The 21,058-nt window shown below is 62.8% G+C and carries 16 protein-coding genes; 10 read left to right on the plus strand and 6 right to left on the minus strand.

Annotation, left to right across the window (positions count from 1 at the left end; translation table 11 throughout):
- Nucleotides 1-14 precede the first annotated feature (14 nt).
- The 3 genes from ftsA to lpxC all read left to right on the plus strand — a co-directional run bounded on the left by ftsA (nucleotide 15) and on the right by lpxC (nucleotide 3,543).
- On the plus strand, nucleotides 15-1,268 hold the full coding sequence (ftsA, locus tag WCE05_RS20240) for a cell division protein FtsA (protein WP_225789390.1): 1,254 nt from the start codon (nucleotides 15-17) through the stop codon (nucleotides 1,266-1,268).
- 54 nt (nucleotides 1,269-1,322) lie between these two features.
- The gene (ftsZ, locus tag WCE05_RS20245) at nucleotides 1,323-2,519 is read left to right on the plus strand and encodes a cell division protein FtsZ (protein ID WP_225789389.1); all 1,197 of its coding nucleotides are present in this window, start codon (nucleotides 1,323-1,325) and stop codon (nucleotides 2,517-2,519) included.
- A 112-nt stretch (nucleotides 2,520-2,631) separates the two neighbouring features.
- Nucleotides 2,632-3,543 carry a UDP-3-O-acyl-N-acetylglucosamine deacetylase gene (lpxC, locus tag WCE05_RS20250; protein WP_070092350.1) on the plus strand — a complete coding sequence of 304 codons (912 nt, stop codon included), beginning with the start codon at nucleotides 2,632-2,634 and terminating at the stop codon, nucleotides 3,541-3,543.
- Between the two features lie 88 nt (nucleotides 3,544-3,631).
- On the opposite strand, the gene WCE05_RS20255 is transcribed toward lpxC, so the two are convergent.
- Nucleotides 3,632-4,087, minus strand: coding sequence for a DUF721 domain-containing protein (locus WCE05_RS20255; protein ID WP_225789388.1), 456 nt, complete (start codon nucleotides 4,085-4,087; stop codon nucleotides 3,632-3,634).
- 398 nt (nucleotides 4,088-4,485) lie between these two features.
- Between WCE05_RS20255 and secA the strand changes: the two genes are divergently transcribed.
- From secA to WCE05_RS20275, 4 genes are all read left to right on the plus strand, one after another.
- Nucleotides 4,486-7,224 (plus strand): preprotein translocase subunit SecA, encoded by a 2,739-nt coding sequence (gene secA, locus WCE05_RS20260; RefSeq protein ID WP_253081263.1) that lies wholly within the window; start codon nucleotides 4,486-4,488, stop codon nucleotides 7,222-7,224.
- A 231-nt stretch (nucleotides 7,225-7,455) separates the two neighbouring features.
- A complete protein-coding gene (argJ, locus tag WCE05_RS20265) occupies nucleotides 7,456-8,673 on the plus strand; it encodes a bifunctional glutamate N-acetyltransferase/amino-acid acetyltransferase ArgJ (protein ID WP_253081756.1) in 1,218 nt (405 codons plus the stop codon).
- A 147-nt stretch (nucleotides 8,674-8,820) separates the two neighbouring features.
- Complete coding sequence (locus tag WCE05_RS20270; protein ID WP_368816445.1) at nucleotides 8,821-9,453, plus strand: glutathione S-transferase family protein; 633 nt, start codon at nucleotides 8,821-8,823, stop codon at nucleotides 9,451-9,453.
- Nucleotides 9,450-10,397: a Nudix family hydrolase gene (locus WCE05_RS20275; RefSeq protein WP_368816446.1), complete on the plus strand. Its 948-nt coding sequence runs from the start codon at nucleotides 9,450-9,452 to the stop codon at nucleotides 10,395-10,397. Before WCE05_RS20270 ends, WCE05_RS20275 begins: the two co-directional genes overlap by 4 nt.
- Nucleotides 10,398-10,463: 66 nt before the next feature.
- Here WCE05_RS20275 and WCE05_RS20280 read toward each other — a convergent pair whose 3' ends face one another.
- The 5 genes from WCE05_RS20280 to WCE05_RS20300 form a co-directional block, all read right to left on the minus strand.
- Nucleotides 10,464-11,309, minus strand: a complete 846-nt coding sequence (locus tag WCE05_RS20280; protein WP_225789383.1) for a hypothetical protein — start codon at nucleotides 11,307-11,309, stop codon at nucleotides 10,464-10,466.
- Nucleotides 11,306-14,311 carry a T6SS effector BTH_I2691 family protein gene (locus WCE05_RS20285; RefSeq protein ID WP_368816447.1) on the minus strand — a complete coding sequence of 1,002 codons (3,006 nt, stop codon included), beginning with the start codon at nucleotides 14,309-14,311 and terminating at the stop codon, nucleotides 11,306-11,308. The genes WCE05_RS20280 and WCE05_RS20285 overlap by 4 nt, the downstream gene beginning before the upstream one ends.
- 220 nt (nucleotides 14,312-14,531) lie before the next feature.
- Entirely contained in the window at nucleotides 14,532-15,101 is a 570-nt protein-coding gene (locus WCE05_RS20290; protein ID WP_225789382.1) for a cob(I)yrinic acid a,c-diamide adenosyltransferase, read from the minus strand.
- A 1-nt stretch (nucleotide 15,102) separates the two neighbouring features.
- Nucleotides 15,103-17,133 carry an ATP-binding protein gene (locus WCE05_RS20295; protein ID WP_225789381.1) on the minus strand — a complete coding sequence of 677 codons (2,031 nt, stop codon included), beginning with the start codon at nucleotides 17,131-17,133 and terminating at the stop codon, nucleotides 15,103-15,105.
- A 35-nt stretch (nucleotides 17,134-17,168) separates the two neighbouring features.
- Complete coding sequence (locus tag WCE05_RS20300) at nucleotides 17,169-18,089, minus strand: putative 2-dehydropantoate 2-reductase (RefSeq protein ID WP_253081759.1); 921 nt, start codon at nucleotides 18,087-18,089, stop codon at nucleotides 17,169-17,171.
- A 95-nt stretch (nucleotides 18,090-18,184) separates the two neighbouring features.
- Here WCE05_RS20300 and WCE05_RS20305 point away from each other — a divergent pair, with 95 nt between their 5' ends.
- From WCE05_RS20305 to WCE05_RS20315, 3 genes are all read left to right on the plus strand, one after another.
- A complete protein-coding gene (locus WCE05_RS20305) occupies nucleotides 18,185-18,670 on the plus strand; it encodes a YajQ family cyclic di-GMP-binding protein (protein WP_225789379.1) in 486 nt (161 codons plus the stop codon).
- A gap of 113 nt (nucleotides 18,671-18,783) precedes the next feature.
- Nucleotides 18,784-19,626: a mechanosensitive ion channel family protein gene (locus WCE05_RS20310; protein WP_225789378.1), complete on the plus strand. Its 843-nt coding sequence runs from the start codon at nucleotides 18,784-18,786 to the stop codon at nucleotides 19,624-19,626.
- Nucleotides 19,627-19,866: 240 nt separating this feature from the next.
- Nucleotides 19,867-21,058, plus strand: a 1,192-nt coding sequence (locus tag WCE05_RS20315; RefSeq protein WP_368816448.1) for an MFS transporter, incomplete at its 3' end; no start/stop codon positions are given.

Genomic DNA, 21,058 nt, shown 5'->3' on the forward strand with positions numbered 1-21,058 from the left:
AGAGAGGCAGGACCATGGCAAACGCGCATAGCGGCAAAATGATCGTCGGGCTGGACATCGGCACCTCCAAGGTGGTGGCGCTGGTGGGCGAAGTGGCCGATGACGGCACCCTGGAGATCGTGGGGATCGGCACCCATCCGTCCCGCGGCCTGAAGAAGGGCGTGGTGGTGAACATCGAGTCGACCGTGCAGTCGATCCAGCGCGCGGTGGAAGAGGCGCAGCTGATGGCTGGCTGCCGCATCCACTCGGCGTTCGTCGGCGTGGCCGGCAACCACATCCGCAGCCTGAACTCCCACGGCATCGTCGCCATCCGCGACCGCGAGGTCAGCACCGCCGACCTCGAGCGCGTGCTCGACGCCGCCCAGGCCGTGGCGATCCCGGCCGACCAGCGGGTCCTGCACACCCTGCCGCAGGACTACGTGATCGACAACCAGGAAGGCGTGCGCGAGCCGCTGGGCATGTCCGGCGTGCGCCTGGAGGCCAAGGTCCACGTGGTCACCTGCGCGGTCAACGCGGCGCAGAACATCGAGAAGTGCGTGCGCCGTTGCGGCCTGGAAATCGATGACATCATCCTCGAGCAACTGGCTTCGGCCTACTCGGTGCTGACCGACGACGAGAAGGAACTGGGCGTGTGCCTGGTGGACATCGGTGGCGGCACCACCGACATCGCCATCTTCACCGAAGGCGCGATCCGCCACACCGCGGTGATCCCGATCGCCGGCGACCAGGTGACCAACGACATCGCCATGGCCCTGCGCACGCCGACCCAGTACGCCGAGGAAATCAAGATCCGCTACGCCTGTGCCCTGGCCAAACTGGCCGGCGCAGGCGAGACCATCAAGGTGCCGAGCGTGGGCGATCGCCCGCCGCGCGAGCTGTCGCGCCAGGCCCTGGCCGAGGTGGTGGAGCCCCGTTACGACGAGCTCTTCACCCTGATCCAGGCCGAACTGCGTCGCAGCGGCTACGAGGACCTGGTGCCCGCCGGCATCGTCCTCACCGGCGGCACCGCGAAGATGGAAGGCGCCGTGGAACTGGCCGAGGAAATCTTCCACATGCCGGTACGCCTGGGCGTACCGCACAGCGTTCGGGGGCTGAGCGACGTGGTGCGCAACCCGATCTATTCCACCGGCGTGGGCCTGCTTACCTATGGCCTGCAGAAGCAGACCGAGGACCTGCCCCTGACCGGCAACAGCAGCAACAGCTATGGCGAGGAACCGAAGGCTCCGGTGCTTGAGCGATTCAAGCGTTGGGTCCAGGGCAATTTCTAAGTTTCAGAGCAGTAGTGGTAGGCGCAAAACTAGAGAACTGTAAGGAGAGGGAAAATGTTCGAGCTCGTAGACAACGTCCCGCAAAGCCCGGTCATCAAAGTGATCGGTGTCGGCGGTGGCGGCGGCAACGCCGTCAACCATATGGTCAAGAGCAACATCGAGGGCGTGGAATTCATCTGCGCCAACACCGATGCCCAGGCGCTGAAGAACATTGGCGCACGCACCATCCTGCAACTGGGTACCGGCGTGACCAAGGGCCTGGGTGCAGGCGCCAATCCGGAAGTCGGTCGCCAGGCCGCGCTGGAAGACCGTGAGCGCATCGCCGAGGTGCTGCAGGGCACCAACATGGTGTTCATCACCACCGGCATGGGTGGCGGTACCGGTACCGGTGCTGCGCCGATCATCGCCGAAGTGGCCAAGGAGATGGGTATCCTCACCGTCGCGGTGGTGACCCGTCCGTTCCCGTTCGAGGGGCGCAAGCGCATGCAGATCGCCGATGAAGGCATCCGCATGCTGGCCGAGAGCGTCGACTCGCTCATCACCATCCCCAACGAGAAGCTGCTGACCATCCTGGGCAAGGATGCCAGCCTGCTGTCCGCCTTCGCCAAGGCCGACGACGTACTGGCCGGCGCCGTGCGTGGCATCTCCGACATCATCAAGCGTCCGGGCATGATCAACGTCGACTTCGCCGACGTGCGCACCGTGATGGGCGAGATGGGCATGGCGATGATGGGTACCGGCTGCGCCAGCGGCCCGAACCGTGCCCGCGAAGCCACCGAGGCGGCGATTCGCAACCCGCTGCTGGAAGACGTCAACCTGCAGGGCGCCCGCGGCATCCTGGTGAACATCACCGCAGGTCCCGACCTGTCCCTGGGCGAATACTCCGACGTGGGCAGCATCATCGAGGCCTTCGCTTCCGACCATGCCATGGTCAAGGTCGGCACCGTGATCGATCCGGACATGCGCGACGAACTGCACGTGACCGTGGTCGCCACTGGCCTGGGCGCGCGCATCGAAAAACCGGTCAAGGTGGTGGACAACACCCTGCAGACCGCAGCCGCTGCCTACGAGGCGTCCAACCCCGCGCCGGCCCGTCCGGAGCAACCAGCGGTGAACTACCGTGACCTGGAGCGTCCGACCGTGATGCGCAACCAGGCCCATGCAGGTGCCGCCGCGGCAGCTAAACTCAACCCACAGGACGATCTGGACTACCTGGATATCCCGGCCTTCCTGCGTCGTCAGGCTGATTGATGAAATTTATCAGGGGTATAAGGGTGATTGGTGTTCAGCAAAGGCCGGGTCTGTTATCATTCCCAGCCTTTGTTGATACCTGTTCGCAATTTGCGCTGAAGCGGCCAATGCCATGATTAGACAACGCACCCTGAAGAATACCATCCGTGCCACAGGTGTCGGCCTGCACTCCGGGGAGAAGGTCTACCTGACCCTCAAGCCAGCGCCTGTGGACACCGGCATCGTCTTCCGCCGTGCCGACCTCGACCCTGTCGTCGAGATCCCGGCTCGCGCGGCCAACGTCGGCGAGACAACCATGTCGACGACGCTGGTCAACGGTGACGTCAAGGTCGATACGGTCGAGCACCTGCTCTCCGCCATGGCGGGCCTGGGCATCGATAACGCCTACGTCGAGCTCTCCGCCTCGGAAGTGCCGATTATGGATGGCAGCGCAGGCCCCTTCGTATTCCTGATTCAATCCGCCGGCCTGGAAGAACAGGACGCCGCCAAGAAGTTCATCCGCATCCTGCGCGAAGTGACGGTGGAGGAGGGCGACAAGCGCGCCACCTTCCTGCCTTTCGACGGGTTCAAGGTGAGCTTCGAGATCGACTTCGATCACCCGGTCCTGCGCAACCGGACCCAGAGCGCCAGCGTCGACTTCTCCAGCACCTCGTTCGTGAAGGAAGTCAGCCGCGCCCGTACCTTCGGGTTCATGCGCGACATCGAGTACCTGCGCAAGCACAATCTTGCGCTGGGCGGCAGTGTGGAAAACGCCATCGTGGTCGATGAGGACGGCGTGCTCAACGAAGACGGCCTTCGTTACGAAGACGAATTCGTCAAGCACAAGATCCTCGACGCCATCGGCGACCTCTACCTGCTGGGCAACAGCCTGATCGGCGAGTTCAAGGGCTACAAGTCCGGGCACGCGCTGAACAACCAGCTGTTGCGCAAGCTCATCGCCGAGAAAGACGCCTGGGAAGTGGTCACCTTCGAAGATGCCAGCACGGCACCGATCTCCTACATGCGCCCTGTCGCGGCCGTGTAAGTTCGAACACTCTCTAGTTCTGAGGCCACCTTCGGGTGGCCTTTTTTACGCCTGATTCTTGGGGGCTGCTGTACGGCCTCAGGGGGCATCACCGCTTATCTCGAGCGTGACTGGCCAACCGCTCCAGGGCCGCGCGCAGTTTGGGGTCGGTAATCCCTTCGGCGGTCTCGCGCAGGCTTTCGGCAGCGTTTTCCGAAAGCTCCGCAGCCTGCCCCGAGTGCCGGGGGGCTCCGACAGGAGGTTGTACCTGGAACCTGATGCGCTGCAGGTTGGCGAACGCCTCGAGCGCCTGCAACTGTCGCTGCAGACGCTTCTGCTGGTAGCGCAGGCGGGTCGCCCAGTGACCGTCGGTGACCACCAGCAGCAAGGTGCCGTCGCGCCAGGACGCCACATGGCAGTGGGCGCGGGCGGCCGGTTGCAGCTGGCTTTCCAGCAGGCGCTGCAGGTGTGCCAGGCGTTCGGCCTGGTTGAGCAGCAGGCGCAAGGGCCTGGCCTGGCGCAGGAGCGCGGACGGTGGCTGGGCGGGTGAAGGTTTGTAGGCCATGGGGGTACGCAGGAGGTTACAAGATCGGCATCTTAACAGAAGCCGGATCTGGTATTGCCCGTGTCGGCCCATCGCGGGAGGGCGTCGATCGCAGATGAGGTGGTTTGCAGGTCCCTGTGGGAGCCGGCGTGCCGACGATGGGCTGGCACAGGCAGCGCAGCCCCGGATTCAGGATGCAAGTCATTCTCGATACGTTTCATCGGGCCGCGCCTTGAACTCGGCGAAAATGCCCTTATGTTAGAAAAGCCCCCGCCAAAGCGCTGTGCCAGCATCGTGGAAATCCACCACTTTCCTCACCATCGTTTCCGGGTAGAATGCTCGTTCGCATGCGGCCCAAGGGCTGCACGGGCGACTCACGGGGCCGCCCTCCATCCCTAAGTGTGGAAGATCCTGCCGATATGTTTGCGCCTTTGTTAAAGAAACTTTTTGGAAGCAAGAACGAGCGTGAAGTCAAACGCATGCTCAAGACGGTGAACATCGTCAATGCCTTCGAAGAGAAGATGGTGGCCCTCTCTGACGAACAGCTGCGGGGCAAGACCGCAGAGTTCAAAGAGCGCCTGGCCAAAGGCGAGACCCTCGACCAACTGCTGCCCGAAGCCTTCGCCGTGGCCCGCGAAGCCGGCAAGCGCGTCATGGGCATGCGTCACTTCGATGTGCAGCTGATCGGTGGCATGACCCTGCACGAGGGCATGATCGCAGAAATGCGCACCGGTGAAGGCAAGACCTTGGTCGCAACCCTGGCCGTGTACCTCAATGCCCTGTCCGGCAAAGGTGTACACGTGGTCACGGTGAACGACTACCTGGCCCGCCGTGACGCCAACTGGATGCGTCCGCTGTACGAATTCCTCGGCCTGAGCGTAGGCGTGGTCTCGCCCTTCCAGCCACCGGAAGAGAAGCGCGCCGCCTACGCCGCCGACATCACCTACGGCACCAACAACGAATTCGGTTTCGACTACCTGCGCGACAACATGGCCTTCAGCCTGGACGAGAAGTACCAGCGCGAGCTGAATTTCGCCGTGATCGACGAAGTCGACTCCATCCTCATCGACGAAGCCCGTACCCCGCTGATCATCTCCGGCCAGGCCGAGGACAGCTCCAAGCTGTACATCGAGATCAACCGCCTGATCCCGCGCCTGAAGCAGCACATCGAGGAGGTCGAGGGCCAGGTCACCCAGGAAGGCCACTTCACCATCGACGAGAAGAGCCGCCAGGTCGAACTGAACGAGGCCGGCCACCAGTACATCGAGGAGATGCTGACCCAGTCCGGCCTGCTGGCCGAGGGCGAGAGCCTCTACTCGGCGCACAACCTGAGCCTGCTGACCCACGTCTACGCCGGCCTGCGCGCCCACAAGCTGTTCCACCGCAACGTCGAGTACATCGTCCAGGACGGCCAGATCCTGCTGATCGACGAGCACACCGGCCGTACCATGCCGGGCCGCCGCCTGTCCGAAGGCCTGCACCAGGCCATCGAGGCCAAGGAAAACCTGAACATCCAGGCCGAGAGCCAGACGCTGGCCTCGACCACCTTCCAGAACTACTTCCGCCTCTACGCCAAGCTCTCCGGCATGACCGGTACCGCCGACACCGAGGCGTTCGAGTTCGCCCAGATCTACAACCTCAACGTGATGGTCATTCCGCCGAACAAGCCGTTGGCGCGCAAGGACTTCAACGACCTGGTGTACCTGACCGCCGACGAGAAGTACGCGGCCATCATCGCCGACATCAAGGAAAGCATGGCCCAGGGCCGTCCGGTCCTGGTCGGTACGGCGACCATCGAGACCTCCGAGCACATGTCCAACCTCCTGAAGAAGGAGGGCATCGACCACAAGGTGCTCAACGCCAAGTACCACGAGAAGGAAGCCGAGATCATCGCCCAGGCCGGTGCCCCGGGTGCGCTGACCATCGCCACCAACATGGCCGGCCGTGGTACCGACATCCTGCTGGGCGGCAACTGGGAGGCCGAGGTGGCCGCCCTGGAGAACCCGACCGACGAGCAGGTGGCGCAGATCAAGGCCGACTGGCAGAAGCGCCACCAGCAGGTGATCGAGGCCGGCGGCCTGCACGTGATCGCCTCCGAGCGCCATGAATCCCGGCGTATCGACAACCAGCTGCGTGGCCGTTCCGGCCGCCAGGGCGACCCGGGCTCCAGCCGTTTCTACCTGTCCCTGGAAGACAGCCTGATGCGCATCTTCGCCTCCGACCGGGTGAAGAACTTCATGAAGGCCCTCGGCATGCAGTCCGGCGAGGCCATCGAGCATCGCATGGTCACCAACGCCATCGAAAAGGCCCAGCGCAAGGTCGAGGGGCGCAACTTCGACATCCGCAAGCAGTTGCTGGAATACGACGACGTGGCCAACGAGCAGCGCAAGGTGATCTACCACATGCGCAACAGCCTGCTGGCCGCAGAGAACATCGGCGAGACCATCGGCGAGTTCCGCAAGGAAGTGCTCGACGCCACCATCAGCCAGCACATCCCGCCGCAGTCGCTGCCCGAGCAGTGGGACGTGGCAGGCCTGGAAGCTGCACTGGCCAGCGACTTCGCCATGAAGCTGCCGATCCAGCAGTGGCTCGACGAGGACGATCACCTCTACGAGGAAACCCTGCGCGAGAAACTGCTCAACGAGATCACCGCCGCCTACACCGAGAAGGAAGACCAGGCGGGCGAAGAAGCCCTGCGTACCTTCGAGAAGCAGATCCTGCTGCGTGTACTGGACGACCTGTGGAAAGACCACCTGTCGACCATGGACCACCTGCGCCACGGTATCCACCTGCGCGGCTATGCGCAGAAGAACCCGAAGCAGGAGTACAAGCGCGAGTCCTTCACCCTGTTCCAGGAACTGCTGGAGTCGATCAAGCGCGACACCATCCGCGTCCTGTCCCACGTCCAGGTCCGTCGCGAGGACCCGGCCGAGGAAGAAGCCCGCCTGCGCCGCGAGGCCGAAGAGCTGGCCCGGCGCATGCAGTTCCAGCACGCCGCCGCCCCAGGCCTGGAAGGCGAGGCGCGACTGCAGGAAGAAGGCGCCGAGGTGGCCGTGGCGGCAGCGCCGGTGCGCAATGAACAGAAGCTGGGCCGCAATGAGCCGTGCTGGTGCGGTTCGGGCAAGAAGTTCAAGCATTGCCACGGGCAGATCGAATGATCGGGCCGAGGGTGCCTGCACGATGATTCCTGGGGGCCGCTTTGCGGCCCTTTCGCGACACAAGGCCGCTCCCACACCATCAGCGCTGCTTTTCAGCCGAGCGCTGTGCCTGTGGGAGCGGCCTTGTGTCGAGAAGGGCTGCAAAGCAGCTCCGCTCTTCCCTCACATGGCTGGCCGACATTAAGATCGTCCACGTCGTATACCCCCACTGTTTTCCCTAGGAGCGCTTACATGGCTGTTGGTCTTGGTCCTTTGCCCACCCTGCACCCGGTTCCCGGTTTCGAACTCGGCATCGCTTCGGCGGGCATCAAGCGCCCAGGGCGCAAGGACGTGGTAGTGATGCGCTGTGCCGAAGGCTCCAGCGTCGCCGGGGTCTTCACCCTCAACGCCTTCTGCGCCGCACCGGTGATCCTGTCCAAGCAACGGGTCCAGGGCACCGTGCGCTACCTGCTGACCAACACCGGCAACGCCAACGCCGGCACTGGCGCCCCTGGCCTGGCCGCCGCCGAGCGTACCTGCGCCAAGCTGGCCGAACTGGCCGGTGTCGATGCCAGTTCGGTGCTGCCATTCTCCACCGGCGTGATCGGCGAGCCGCTGCCGGTCGAGAAGATCGAGGGCGCGCTGCAGGCCGCCCTGGACGACCTGTCGGAGAACAACTGGGCTGAAGCCGCCACCGGCATCATGACCACCGACACCCTGCCCAAGGGTGCCAGTCGTCAGTTCCAGCACGACGGCGTCACCGTCACCGTCACCGGCATCAGCAAGGGCGCCGGGATGATCCGCCCGAACATGGCCACCATGCTCGGCTACATCGCCACCGACGCCAAGGTCGCCCCGGTGGTGCTCAAGGACCTGCTGCTCGACGGCGCCAACAAGTCCTTCAATCGCATCACCATCGATGGCGACACCTCGACCAACGACTGCTGCATGCTGATCGCCACCGGCAAGGCCGACCTCCCAGAGGTCACCGAAGCCAGCGGTGCACTGTTCGAAGCCTTGAAAAAGGCGGTATTCGAAGTCTGCATGGAGGTGGCGCAGGCGATCGTCCGAGACGGCGAAGGCGCGACCAAGTTCGTCACCGTGCAGGTCAACGGCGGCGGTACCCACCAGGAGTGCCTGGATGTCGGCTATGCCGTGGCCCACTCGCCGCTGATCAAGACCGCGCTGTTCGCCTCCGATCCCAACTGGGGCCGTATCCTCGCGGCGGTCGGCCGTGCCGGCGTGCCGGCGCTGGACGTCAGCCTGATCGACGTGTACCTCGATGACGTGTGCATCGCCAGCAAGGGCGGCCGCAGCCCGGGCTATACCGAAGAGCAGGGCGCCAAGGTGATGGCCCAGGAAGAAATCACCATTCGTATCGAGCTGGGCCGTGGCCAATGCAGCGAAACCATCTGGACCACCGACCTGTCCCACGAGTACGTGAAGATCAACGCCGAATACCGGACCTGATCGACTGATACGCAAAAGGGGGCCGCAGCGCGGCCCCTTCGCGACCGAGGCCACTCCCACAGGTGTGACCCAGTGCCTGGAGGAGTGGCCTTGTGCTGCGATGGGCTGCGACGCGGCCCGGACGTTCAAACCCAATGGAGCCGAACCATGAGCTATCACCTGATCATCGGCGACAAGCTGTATTCTTCCTGGTCGCTGCGCGGCGCCCTGGCCCTCGAGCTGGCTGGCGTGCCCTATGAAGAAACGCTGATCAAACTCAACCAGCCCGACACCCGCAAGCGCATCCTGGCCTTCTCGGCCACGGGCAAGGTGCCACTACTCAAGACCGAGCACGGCATCATCGCCGACTCCCTGGCCATCGCCGAGTACCTGGCCGAGCGCCATCCCGAGGCCCAGCTATGGCCGGCCGACATCGCCGCCCGGGCCCAAGCCCGTTCGGCCTGTGCACAGATGCACAGCGGCTTCGTCGCCTTGCGTGGCGCCATGCCGTTCGACCTGTCCCGCGACCAGGCGCTGGAAAGCGTTCCGCTGGAGGTGCAGGTAGACATCGACCGCATCGTCGCGCTGTGGTCCGAATGCCGCCTGGCAGCCAAGGACAGCGGCCCGTTCCTGTTCGGCAAGCCGACCTTGGCCGATGCATTCTTCGCACCGGTGGCCGTGCGCTTGCGCACCTACCGTGTTGAAGTGCCGGCAGAAGCGGCTACCTATATCGAGACCCTCTACCAGTGGCCGGCTTTCCAGGCCTGGCAGAAGGCTGGCCTGGCGGAGCGTGAAGGGTGAAGCGGATCCATGTCGTTGCAGCGGTGATTCGTGGCACCGACGGGCGCATCCTCATTGCCCGCCGAGCCGATACCCAGCACCAGGGCGGCCTGTGGGAGTTCCCGGGCGGCAAGGTGGAGGAGGGCGAGGGCGTCGAAGCTGCGCTGGCCCGTGAGTTGCGCGAGGAACTGGGCATCGAGGTGAGCTGCTCGCGGCCGCTGATCAAGGTCAGCCATGACTATGCGGACAAGCAGGTCCTGCTGGATGTGCGTGAGGTCGACACCTTCGTCGGCGAGCCCCATGGCGTCGAGGGGCAGCCCCTGGCCTGGGTGGCGCCACGGGATCTTGGGCAGTATGACTTCCCCGAGGCCAACAGGCCAATCGTCGCTGCTGCACGCCTGCCCGACCAGTACCTGATCACCCCGGATGGCCTGGAGGTGCCGCAGCTGCTGCGCGGTATCCAGAAGGCCGTCGCCAGCGGTATCCGGCTGATACAGTTGCGGGCGCCGGACATGTACGACCCCAAGTACCGCGACGTGGCGGTGGATGCGGTCGGCTTGTGCGCAGGCAAGGCCCAACTGATGCTCAAGGGGCCGTTGGAGTGGCTGGGCGACTTTCCATCGGCCGGCTGGCACCTGACGTCTGCCCAGTTGCGCAAGTACGCGGCCAATGGCCGGCCCTTCCCCCAGGCGCGCTGGTTGGCGGCGTCCTGCCACAGTGCCGAGGAACTGGCCCTGGCCGAGCAGATGGGGGTGGACTTCGTCACCTTATCGCCCGTGCAAGCGACCCAGACCCACCCCGAGGCAACTCCCCTGGGCTGGGATGAGGCGCAGCGCTTGATCGCAGGCTTCAACCAGCCGGTATTTTTACTGGGTGGGGTTGGGCCGGATGAGCGGGCGCGGGCCTGGGAGGTTGGTGCGCAAGGTGTTGCTGGCATTCGCGCGTTCTGGCCTGAGCGCTCCTGAAGGTAATCAGCCTGACATCGTGCATGTGGGTGTCAGGCTGTTGGCCGGTGTTGGGGGCGAGCCTTCCTATATTGGGGCGGCGGGGCTCTGGACCTTGAATAGCCGGCATACGACGTACCAGCACAGGGCGCTAAGCAGGTTGTACGGCCACAGCACCAGCCACAAGGGCAGTAGCCAGTTTTTCTTACCTTGCATTTCACCGGGCTCCCCTGTTCGCCAAGGAGCATAGTGGCGCCAGGCTTGTTTGGGCGTCAGGCAGATCGTATTCAGCGGTATGCGCCACCAGTCTGGCTCATTCGGTGGGGGGAGTTTGTCGGGGCCATGAGCCATGAACTGACAGATGTATGCCCAGACTTCGTGGGCATAGAGTGGGTTGCACTCACTGGGGTGATTGCTCGGGAACCACAATGCGTTATTGGGATTGATAGCGCCGTGCTCGGGGCGCTCCGCGATCGCTAAGGCATAATTGATACTGAATGAGCTACCTGCAAATTCTGTTTTCTGCAGGAATCCACCGACGCATTTGTTCCAGTCAAAGGTCAGCAACGTCTTGTTTCGTTTGTAAATGATGGTTTTTGTGTGGCGGTCGAAATAGAGGTGGGAAAGCCTATTTATCAAAAATATTCGGTACACCAAGAAAGGGGTTGCAAAAAGTGGGGTTATGATTATTAAGGCTGCGTCGAGTATGTTGAAGTGCGCTCGGGTCCAAATATGAGAGTCTGCCCACAGGAAGGCTTGTAATATAATCGTTAGCACCGTTGTCGAGGTGTACATTTTTCCCATGAACACGGAGTCAGGCGTCCATGGGTTTCTCAGGCAAAGAAACCGGCTGTCCATGCTCACTAATTGATCACTTATTGCAGGGTTGACAGGCGAGTTTTGTTGACGGGAGAACATCCATGTAATGTTCATTCATGCGGTCTCACAGATAACTGAGCTGTGGCTATGCTGCTCTCGCTAACGCCTTGGTTTGGGAAATAATTGACATCCAGAAAAATAGCCGATCCACGGGGGAGATCTGTTTTAAAGTGGAGAACCAATCCTCCTGAAGTAAGGTAGCAGGTAGGCTCGACAGATAGCGTCTCAATGGTGTCGGATAACCTGTTGCGATGGCTTAAACGCGCTGACCATCTACTTTGTCCAAGTATGAATCCACGAAGAAACACAGTGATCTCTCCAACGCTGGGTGTTTGGGAAGGGCCGGTTTGAATGATTGTGCCCCAGTCCGGGTGGGGCCAGCTTGTAGTGCTGTGAATTTTGCTCGCTACCCTGTCGATGCCCAATTGCTTCGCGTCGTAATCGGAGATCCGTAGAGGAGTGTAGTAGGTCATATACCAACTATCTATCTCTTCGGCTAATGTTGTGAAGCCAGGTAGTTTTTTTGATCCGTCCAAAGGCAAGCCTGAACGCACCTCTCCATCATTCAGACGTGTTCCAAATATACTGCGTGCTGCCCATAGTTCCATTGGGGTGTGCAAGCGTTCAGCGGCTTTTTCATGTAGCGTAAGTCCAATTGTCAAGATTGATGCGCCCAGCAAGGCAATGGAGAAAGCAATCCATCCAGAAAAGGAAATGACGACAGTCGGCCCGGCGATAGCAAGGCTGCCTTCCAATAAAATGACTGAGCCAATAGCGACTGAAAAGGCTGCTGAGTTGGTAAGGCGGCGGGCAATATCATCGCCATTATCCGACTGTCTTTGTGCCTTTAACAGATCAGACCACAGCCCAGATAGAATCGCTGGATACCCCGCCGCTCGGGCGAAGAGATTGCTGCTCACTACTCTCACAAGTCCATTGCCAAATGCCGTGCCCGGTGTCATGTTGCTGAGTTTCACCATCACGGCCAGTTGCGCAGAACGGGCGGTGACCAGTGTTGCACCTGCTGCACCAATTACGCCTAAAATGGCAGACGCAAACCCAGTCGTATATTCCGGTGCCGAGCTTTTCTGCACATTCGCATAAGCCACTTTCAGGTTGATAAGGTTGAACCAAAGCACGCCCGCATTCAGCCCCGCACCCGCCAGAGATCGGAGTATTGCCGCTATCTTGGGTTTGACGTACTGGGTCGTGGTCATTTCCAGGGTAACCGTTCGGCTACCGCTGATGCGCAGCTGTTTCATTTCCTCGACCTGCGCCATACCAGACTCCAGGTATTGCGTTACTGCCTGACTGAGGCTGCTTTGACGAAGAGTCTGGTCCGTGATCCTGTAGCGAGCTTTCAAAAGCCCCAGTGCCTTTTCGGCGTTGGCCTCTTGCGCGGCGGCGATTATGCGTTGGCTGAAAGAGCTACTTGCATTCCACCGGGTCTTGCCCTTCAACCGTTTTAAAACAACCGTATTGACAGCCTGTGCCGTAAGATCGGTTACATCGGCGACGGCTGGAAAACGACCCGCCACTACTTCGATGGTGCTGTCGCTCGCGCCGATCAGCGTACCGGCTGCATCGGGTTTATCGTTGAGCGGATTGAAGGGGGCCAATGCCAGGTACAAAGGACTGTCGTGCTGGTCCAGCCATTTTTCCAGGCGCTTGAACCGTAGATCCTGCTCCTCCGTACCCGGTGATGGCTGGCTCATGCTGTTCAGCATCAGGGCAAGGGTGACTTCCAGTCCGCGAGCGCTGAGGGCATTGTCGCGGTCGTAACTGGCGATGGCCGCTGCCAGGCTTTTAGGGTCATCGATATGAGCGTTTTCCGCAGTGGCCAGCCAGGTATCATGGTCTGCACTGGCGATCAGAGCCTGCCTCTGCAGATCGCGCAATTTGGATTCCTGAATTTCGCGCTCGTTTATGAATGCCTCATAGCGGGCCCTGTCGATGCGCTGCGCCAAACGGGCGCCAAGTGGTGAATGGCGCTCGTTGGTCAGCACGTTGTAGCGCGTCAAGCCTGGTGGCTGAGGCGAACCAGTGGCTCGTTCATGCTGCTCGGCTTGTACTCTCGTTGCCTGAATCAGGTCTGGCGCACTTGGGGGATAGAGCGTCTCCAGTGTTCTTTCCAGCAACATGGATACCAGGCTCTTGTGGTGGAATTCCTGGCTCTGTTGGCAGATTCGTCCCACATCCAGTTGGTAGCAGGCAGGAATCGATTCCCGAGTCTGCGCATGGATGGAACGTGCGGGATGCTCCCTCGCCGATACGTCACTCAGTGCATGTCGATAGGCATTGGCCGACAGTCCGAGGTCCAGGGAAATGCCCTCTGCATCATTGAGCGCGACGACGGCGGGTACCCTGGGTTGAGCGTAGGGATAGTGGCGTACGATACCCGCCAAGTTAGCAACATGCAGTGTTTCCGGACATGGATGGCTGCTCCACCGCAAGTCCATGCGCAGTGCATTGGGCTTGAAATCCTCGACCCAGTCCTGCAGAGCCCTGATGGGCAGAACGTGTGCCTGGCTGGAAGCGGTACGCTCTCCTGAAATCAGCTCCGATATATTCAGAGCACGCATATGGCGTTTGCGTGAAGCGACAGACGTCATGACCTGCGCGGACATCGCATTGCTCCACAAGTGCGAGCTGTAACCGATCCATACTTCCCGGGCGGTGTCTTTGCAGGTGTCCGCCCAGACCCAGCCTATGGATTTGCCGGTGGTATATCGATCACGACGCTGATAGTCCTCAAGGCCCTTGTATGTGAGCTCACGATAAAGACCTGCACCGTCGTATTCATGAATGACGAGTTTTTCGCCAAGAGGACCTTTCATGAAAACGTAGATGTAGCCGGCACGCAGCGATCGGAGGGTATAGGCACAGTGCTGCAGTGGGGCGAAATCATGCTCGAGCCGAAAGCCTGAGTCGGCGTAGCGTAAATGGGCGGCGTCACGCGCTTTCGGAACGACGGCGTAGCGGATTGGCAGTATGGGAATACGGGCACTGCAGGCAGGACCAGAGAGAGTGCTGACAGTCGAGGAATCAGTTGGCATGTGGCTCTCTCCAGATTGTGCGCTGACAAGCGAAGAGGCGAGGGCAGGTTACTGACAGCGAAATGAACAGCAGGCCGTACTGAGGCATGGAAGACTCCTTGTCCCGCTGTCTCCTTCATTCGAAGTTGAAGTCTTGTGCGCGGGACAAGAAGCTTAATGATGGGCTTATGGTGAATCTTCCCCTGAGCTTCCTAACGTTGCGTAGGAAGTTTCTCTAATTTCAACGAATCGCCGGTTTTTCACGTGCCTGCCACAACACCTCGGCCACCCCCTGCCGCCGCCCGATGATCCGTGCGGCCACGAAGAGCAAGTCCGACAACCGGTTGATGTAGGCCAGGCCAACCCCTTCCAGCGGCTCGATGGCATTGAGCTGCTGGCAGCGCCGCTCCGCGCTGCGTGCCTGGCTGCGGCAGACATGGGTCTGGGCCACCAGTGCCGAGCCGCTGGGCAGGATGAAGTTCTTCAACGGCCCCAGCTCCTCGTTCCAGCGGTCGATGGCCGCCTCCAGTCGTTCCACCTCGGCCTGGTCCAGGGCCTGGTAGCTCGGCATCGCCAGTTCTCCGCCGAGGTCGAACAGCCGGTGCTGGCAGGGCGCCAGGACCTCGGTCAGCTCCTCCAGCCCGTGTTCGGCCAGGCCTGCCAGCAGCAGGCCGAGCTGGCTGTTGAGGCTGTCGACCTCGCCGATCGCCTCGATCCGTGGATGGTCCTTGGGGACCCGGCGGCCGTCGCCCAGGCCGGTCTCGCCCTTGTCGCCGGTGCGTGTGTAGATTTTCGACAGGCGGTAGCCCATGTCATGCCTCCGTCTTGGCCGGCGCCGCCGGCGCGGGCTGGCTCAGGGGCAGGCGCAGGGTGAAACAGGTCCCCTGGCCAGGTGCGGAGTGCACCTCCATCTGCCCCTTGTGGTTGTTGGTGATGATGAAGTACGAGACCGACAGGCCAAGCCCGGTGCCCTGGCCGATCTCCTTGGTGGTGAAGAACGGCTCGAAGGTCCGCTTGCGCACGCCCTCGGGCATGCCGATGCCGTTGTCCTCGACCTGGATTTCCGCCCAGGGCGGGTTGAGCCGGGTGCGCAGGATGATCCGTCCCGGCTCGCAGGGCTGCGGGCGCAGGTGAATGGCCTGGGCGGCGTTCTTCAGCAGGTTCAGCAGCACCTGTTCCAGTTCGTTGGCCGTGCAGGGCACCGGCCCCAGGTTGGGGTCGAACTGGCGGACGATGTGCTGGCCCTTGAAGTCGAAGCCGATGGTCAGGTCGAAGTCGTTGCCGGCGATCTCCACCGCCTGGTCGATCAGCGCCGGCAGGTCGCAGGGCACCAACTGGCGGTTGCTGCGGCGGCTGAAGCTGAGCATGTGGGTGACGATCTTCGCCGCCCGTGCGCCGGCCTGCTGGATGCCGTCGAGCAGTTGCGGCACCTCGCGGCTTTCCAGGTAGCGGTTGACGCCGTCCAGGTCGACGCCGAGCTCCTCGGCCTGCGCTTGGTTGCGTGCCAGATCCGGTGACAGGCGCCGGCGGATGTTCTGCACATTGTGCAGGATGGCGCCCAGCGGGTTGTTGATCTCGTGGGCCATGCCGGCGGCCAGCCCGCCGACCGACAGCATCTTCTCCGACTGCACCATCATTTCTTCCAGCGACAGGCGCTGGGTGATGTCGTCGATGCGGATCACCACGCCGCGCCCGCCACCACCCATCAGGGGGTAGAAGGTCAGGGCATAGTGGCGTACATCGTCGCCCTTGGGCCAGGTGACCCGCTCGATCTTCGCCACCCGATGCTTCTCCACGCTTTCCTTGAGCTGTGGCAGGAACGGCTTGAGCGGCTCGAAGGCGATGAAGATTGGCTGGTTCAACGCTTCGTCCAGCGGAGTGCCGGAAAGCACCGTGGCCTCGTGGTTCCACTGGGTCACGTAGAGCTGTTCGTCCAGGGCGATCAAGGCCGAGGGCATCGAGTCGATGATGCTGTTGAGGTAGTTCTGGAAGCCTGTGAGTTTCTTCTCGATCTTGCTGCGCACCTGGACTTCCAGTTCCAGCTTGCGGTTGGTGTGGCGGGTTTCCTCGGCCAGGCCCTGGGCTTGGTCGTAGGCCATCTGGAACTCGTCACGGGCATTCTTGAGCTGTTGCTCGCGGGCCTCGATGCGCGAAAGCATGGTGTTGAAGGCCTCGGCCAGGCTACCGATCTCGTCGTCATTGCCACGCTGGGCGCGCAGGGCGTAGCTCTCTTCGCGGGTGACCTGGCGGCTCAGCTCCTCCAACTGATTGATCGGCTGGGTGATCAGGCGCTTGATCTGCCGGGCGATGAGCAGCCACAGCAGCACGCTGAACACCAGGATCGCCAGGCTGGCGGTCAGGGTGCCGGTGTAGAAGGCCGTCGGCAGTTCGCTGCTGGCCACCAGCAGCAGGTGCGCCGGCGGGCTGCCGGCACGGGGCAGGCGAATCAGTTGGGTATTGCGAAACTCCATCAGGCGCCAGCCGTCGATGTTGCGATAGCGCTTGGGCAGGGCCAGGGGCTCGCCGTGCTGCAACTGCGCGAGCATGCGCCCGTCGCTGGCATAGAGCGCGGCGGCGCGCAGGGGAGAGTAGCTGTCGAGCTCCTTGAGCAGCGCCGTGGCGGCCTCTGGCGAGTCGCCGGCGCGCGCCGAGAGCTGCGGGTTGGACACCAGGCGGCCGATGGTCTGCAGGGCCTGGGGCGCCATGCTTTCCTGGGTGATCCAGTAGGCGGCGCTGATGAACGCCAGGTTGGCCACCAGCAGGATAGTGACCAGCAGCACCAGCAGGGCTGCCAGCAGTTTCTGTCCGACTGGGAGGTTTTCCAGGCGTTGGCGCAGGGTCATGGGCGAGGCAATGTCCACTCGTTGAAGAGGCGGCGTCAGTCGCTGGGCAGGCCGCGGGCCTGCAGTCTATCGACCAGACTCCGGTGCAGGTGTTCCAGGTGCGGTACGGCCAGGCCGTGGCGGGTTGCCGCCCGGCAAGCGTGGCCGAGCAGGTAGTGCACCTCGGTGCGGCGGCCATGGCGCACGTCCTGGTACATGGAAGAGTAGTTGGCTGCGGTGGCCAGGATCACCCGCTGCACTTCCTCGTCCAGGTCTTCGGCGGCCTGGGGCTGGCCGCAGCGGCGCAGCAGTGCCTTCAGTTCCGTGCACAGTGTGTCGACCTCGCCGAGGTGTTCCAGCAGGCCGCCGTTGTGGCAGTCGTGGAGCACGGTGAGGGGATTGATCGCACAGTTGAGGGCCAGCTTGCGCCACAGGCGCGGGAGGATGTCGACCGTCCACTGGGCCGCAATGCCCGCATCCTGCAGGTCGTCGAACCACTCCGGTACGCCGGGGTTGAGCGGGTCGCCCAGCCAGTTGAAGCCGTGGCCGGCGAAGCGCACCCGCCAGTCCGCCTCGCGGAAGGCGCCCTCGGTGCTGGAGGCGAAGATGCAACGGGCGTGCGGCACCTGCTCGGCGACTTCGTCCTGGCTGCCCAGGCCGTTCTGTAGCAGCACCAGTTCGGCGCCCTCGGCCAGGCGCGGCGCCAGGCGCGCCACTGCCGGTGCGGCGTCGTAGGCCTTGCACGCCACCAGCAGGCGATGGATCGGCCCGCCGGTGGCCGCGTCGGTCTCGGCGGGGATCGCATAGTGACTGGCCTGGTCGTGCTCGACCAGGGTGAGGCCACCGGCCGCCTGGTACGCCGCCAGGCGACGCTCGTCGCGCAGGATCAGGCGGACCGCCTTGCCGGCGCGGGCCAGCCGGCAGGCCCAGAGGCTGCCGAGGCTACCGGCGCCGAGAATATGCCAGGTGCTGCTCATCTGTGTTTCGCAACCCGTTATAATGTGCCCGCATTTTAACCGTCTGACCCGGCGCGCGCCCCTACCGAGCGCGCTTTTATTTTTGGAGAACAACCATGCCTTCGTTCGACGTGGTATCGGAACTGGACAAGCACGAAGTCACCAACGCTGTGGAAAACGCGGTGAAGGAACTGGACCGTCGCTACGACCTCAAGGGCAAGGGCAGCTTCGAGTTCAAGGACAAGGAGCAGACCGTGCTGCTGACCGCCGAGGCGGACTTCCAGCTCGAGGCGATGATCGAGATCCTGCGCCTGGCCCTGGTCAAGCGCAAGATCGACGTCAAGTGCCTGGAGGTCAAGGACGCCTATGCCTCGGGCAAGGAAATGAAGCAAGAGGCCAAGTTCCGCGAAGGTATCGACAAGGACCTGGCCAAGAAGATCGTCGCCACCATCAAGGACGCCAAGCTCAAGGTCCAGGCGGCCATCCAGGGCGAGCAGGTGCGCGTCACCGGCAAGAAACGCGACGACCTGCAGGAAGCCATCGCGCTGCTGCGCACCAAGGAGTTCGACATGCCGCTGCAGTTCAACAACTTCCGCGACTGACCGGCAGGCGGCCAGGAACCCTGATGGCGCCGTGATGTCCATCGCTTCCATGGCCGCTGAAATCCTCGCGGCCTGCTTATCGTGTACTTGCCGTTCGGCATCAGGAGATGAATATGGATTTGAACGCTGAAGTCGATCAGCTGGTCCGTCAATCGCAGACCTGGGTTCCCTTGATCATGGAGTACGGCAGCCGCGTGCTGCTGGCGCTGCTGACGCTCGCCGTCGGCTGGTGGATCGTCAACAAGGTCAGTGCCCGCCTGGGCGCGCTGGTCGGCATGCGCCATGGCGATGCGGCCTTGCAGAGCTTCATCAGTTCCCTGGCCAACATCGTGCTCAAGGTGCTGCTGTTCGTCAGCGTGGCCTCGATGATCGGCATCGAGACCACCTCGTTCGTCGCCGCCATCGGTGCGGCGGGCCTGGCCATCGGCCTGGCCTTGCAGGGCAGCCTGGCGAACTTCGCCGGCGGCGTGCTGATCCTGCTGTTCCGTCCGTTCCGCCTGGGTGACTGGATCGAGGCCCAGGGCGTCAGCGGTACCGTCGACAGCATCCAGATCTTCCACACCGTGCTGCGCACCGGTGACAACAAGACGGTCATCGTGCCCAACGGCAGTTTGTCCAACGGCATCATCACCAACTACAACCGCCAGCCCACCCGCCAGGTGATATTCAATGTCGGCGTCGATTACGATGCCGACCTGCAGAAGGCCCGCGAGGTGTTGCTGGAGCTGGCCAAGGACCCGCGGGTGCTGCCTGATCCGGCGCCGGCGGCGGTGGTGTCCGAGCTGGGCGACAGCTCGATCACCGTTTCGCTGCGTATCTGGGTCAAGACCCCGGACTACTGGAGCGTGATGTTCATGCTCAACGAGCAGGCCCGCGACCGGCTCAAGACTGTGGGAATCGACATCCCGTTCCCGCAGCGGGTGATCCGCGTGGTGCAGGAGGCTGCCGTGTCGTAAGGGCCTTCGAGGGTCCGCTGAACAGCCGGGGCCGCTACGCGCCCCTTGGCAGGCAAGCCCGCTTCTACAGAGCCGAGTCGATCACACGATGTGATGTGCACGGCCATGTAGGAGCGGGCTTGCCTGCCAAGGGGCGCGTAGCGGCCCCGATCCCATTCATCTCATTACACTTGTTCACAGCCCCGTACGGCCATTTCTGGCATACAGGCTGTTCCCCGCCGTTCCAACCTGACGTCCATCATGAAACCACTGCTGTATATCTCGCCCCTGCGGGCCCTGCTGTTCGGCCTCACCCTGGCCCTGTTCGAATTGCTGACCTACCTTGCCAGCGACGCGGTCATGCCTGCCATGCCGGTGGTGGTCGACGATCTGGCCGCCAGCCCCGAATTCATTCCCCACGCCCTGAACCTGTACCTGCTCGGTGGCGTGCTCCTGCAATGGCTGATCGGCCCACTGGCCGACCGCTATGGGCGACGTCCGCTGTTGCTGGCCGGCTGCGCCTTCTTCGGCCTGGCGTGCCTGGCCACCTACTGGGTCCATGACATCAGCTTGTTCAACCTGCTGCGCCTGCTGCAGGGCGTTGGCCTGGGCTTCGTGGTCACTGTCAGCTACCCGGCGCTGAACGAGGCGTTCAGCGAGGCCGATGCGGTCCGCATGATGGCGTTGCTGGCCAATATCGCCCTGCTGTCACCGCTGCTCGGCCCACTGGTAGGCACCTTGCTGCTGCAGTGGCTCGACTGGCGCTGGCTGTTCCTGGCTTTCGCCGCCGGCGCGGTGCTGACCTGGCTGCTGCTGTACCGGCTGATGCCGGAAACCCTGGGCGTGGAGCGCCGCGACGGCTCGCGCCTGGCGTTCACGCCGATCCAGCTGCTGCCCTTGCTGTTCGGTTATGGCCAATTGCTGGCCAACCGCCGCTTCGTTGCCGGCAGCGCGGCCCTGGGCCTGGTGGGCCTGCCGCTGATCGGCTGGATCGGCCTGTCGCCGGTGCTGCTGATCCACGACGAGGGGCTGAGCACGATGGAATACGCGCTGTGGCAGTTGCCGGTATTCGCCGGGCTGATCCTTGGCAACCTGATCATCAACCGCATCGCCGACCGCTACCCGCTGCCCAGCCTGGTGCGTGGGGCCCTGTGGCCCTACCTGGCGGGCTTGTGCCTGATGGTGCTGGCGACCTGGTACTGGCCGACGGTGACCAGCGTGGTGGCGGGGATGTCGCTGTACGCCCTGGGCCTGGGCGTGGCCAATGCGGTGCTGTACCGCATGACCCTGTTCGCCAGTGAGCAGAGCAAGGGGCTGGTGTCGGCCATGCTGGGGATGATCACCATTGCCCTGCTGGGGCTGGGCGGTGCGGTGCTGGCGATGCGGTTGATGATCAGGTTGCCAAGGATCAGCCCGGCGAATACCGGCAACTGCCACAGCGCGTATTCCATCG

Source organism: Pseudomonas sp. I2, assembly GCF_040984075.1.
Taxonomy (GTDB): domain Bacteria; phylum Pseudomonadota; class Gammaproteobacteria; order Pseudomonadales; family Pseudomonadaceae; genus Aquipseudomonas; species Aquipseudomonas guariconensis_B.

Bases quoted from the DNA above. Each gene is read 5' to 3' on its own strand.
- ftsA (WP_225789390.1), top strand. From the start codon at position 15: ATGGCAAACGCGCATAGCGGCAAAATGATCGTCGGGCTGGACATCGGC.
- ftsZ (WP_225789389.1), top strand. From the start codon at position 1,323: ATGTTCGAGCTCGTAGACAACGTCCCGCAAAGCCCGGTCATCAAAGTG.
- lpxC (WP_070092350.1), top strand. From the start codon at position 2,632: ATGATTAGACAACGCACCCTGAAGAATACCATCCGTGCCACAGGTGTC.
- WCE05_RS20255 (WP_225789388.1), bottom strand. From the start codon at position 4,087: ATGGCCTACAAACCTTCACCCGCCCAGCCACCGTCCGCGCTCCTGCGC.
- secA (WP_253081263.1), top strand. From the start codon at position 4,486: ATGTTTGCGCCTTTGTTAAAGAAACTTTTTGGAAGCAAGAACGAGCGT.
- argJ (WP_253081756.1), top strand. From the start codon at position 7,456: ATGGCTGTTGGTCTTGGTCCTTTGCCCACCCTGCACCCGGTTCCCGGT.
- WCE05_RS20270 (WP_368816445.1), top strand. From the start codon at position 8,821: ATGAGCTATCACCTGATCATCGGCGACAAGCTGTATTCTTCCTGGTCG.
- WCE05_RS20280 (WP_225789383.1), bottom strand. From the start codon at position 11,309: ATGAACATTACATGGATGTTCTCCCGTCAACAAAACTCGCCTGTCAAC.
- WCE05_RS20285 (WP_368816447.1), bottom strand. From the start codon at position 14,311: ATGCCAACTGATTCCTCGACTGTCAGCACTCTCTCTGGTCCTGCCTGC.
- WCE05_RS20290 (WP_225789382.1), bottom strand. From the start codon at position 15,101: ATGGGCTACCGCCTGTCGAAAATCTACACACGCACCGGCGACAAGGGC.
- WCE05_RS20295 (WP_225789381.1), bottom strand. From the start codon at position 17,133: ATGACCCTGCGCCAACGCCTGGAAAACCTCCCAGTCGGACAGAAACTG.
- WCE05_RS20300 (WP_253081759.1), bottom strand. From the start codon at position 18,089: ATGAGCAGCACCTGGCATATTCTCGGCGCCGGTAGCCTCGGCAGCCTC.
- WCE05_RS20305 (WP_225789379.1), top strand. From the start codon at position 18,185: ATGCCTTCGTTCGACGTGGTATCGGAACTGGACAAGCACGAAGTCACC.
- WCE05_RS20310 (WP_225789378.1), top strand. From the start codon at position 18,784: ATGGATTTGAACGCTGAAGTCGATCAGCTGGTCCGTCAATCGCAGACC.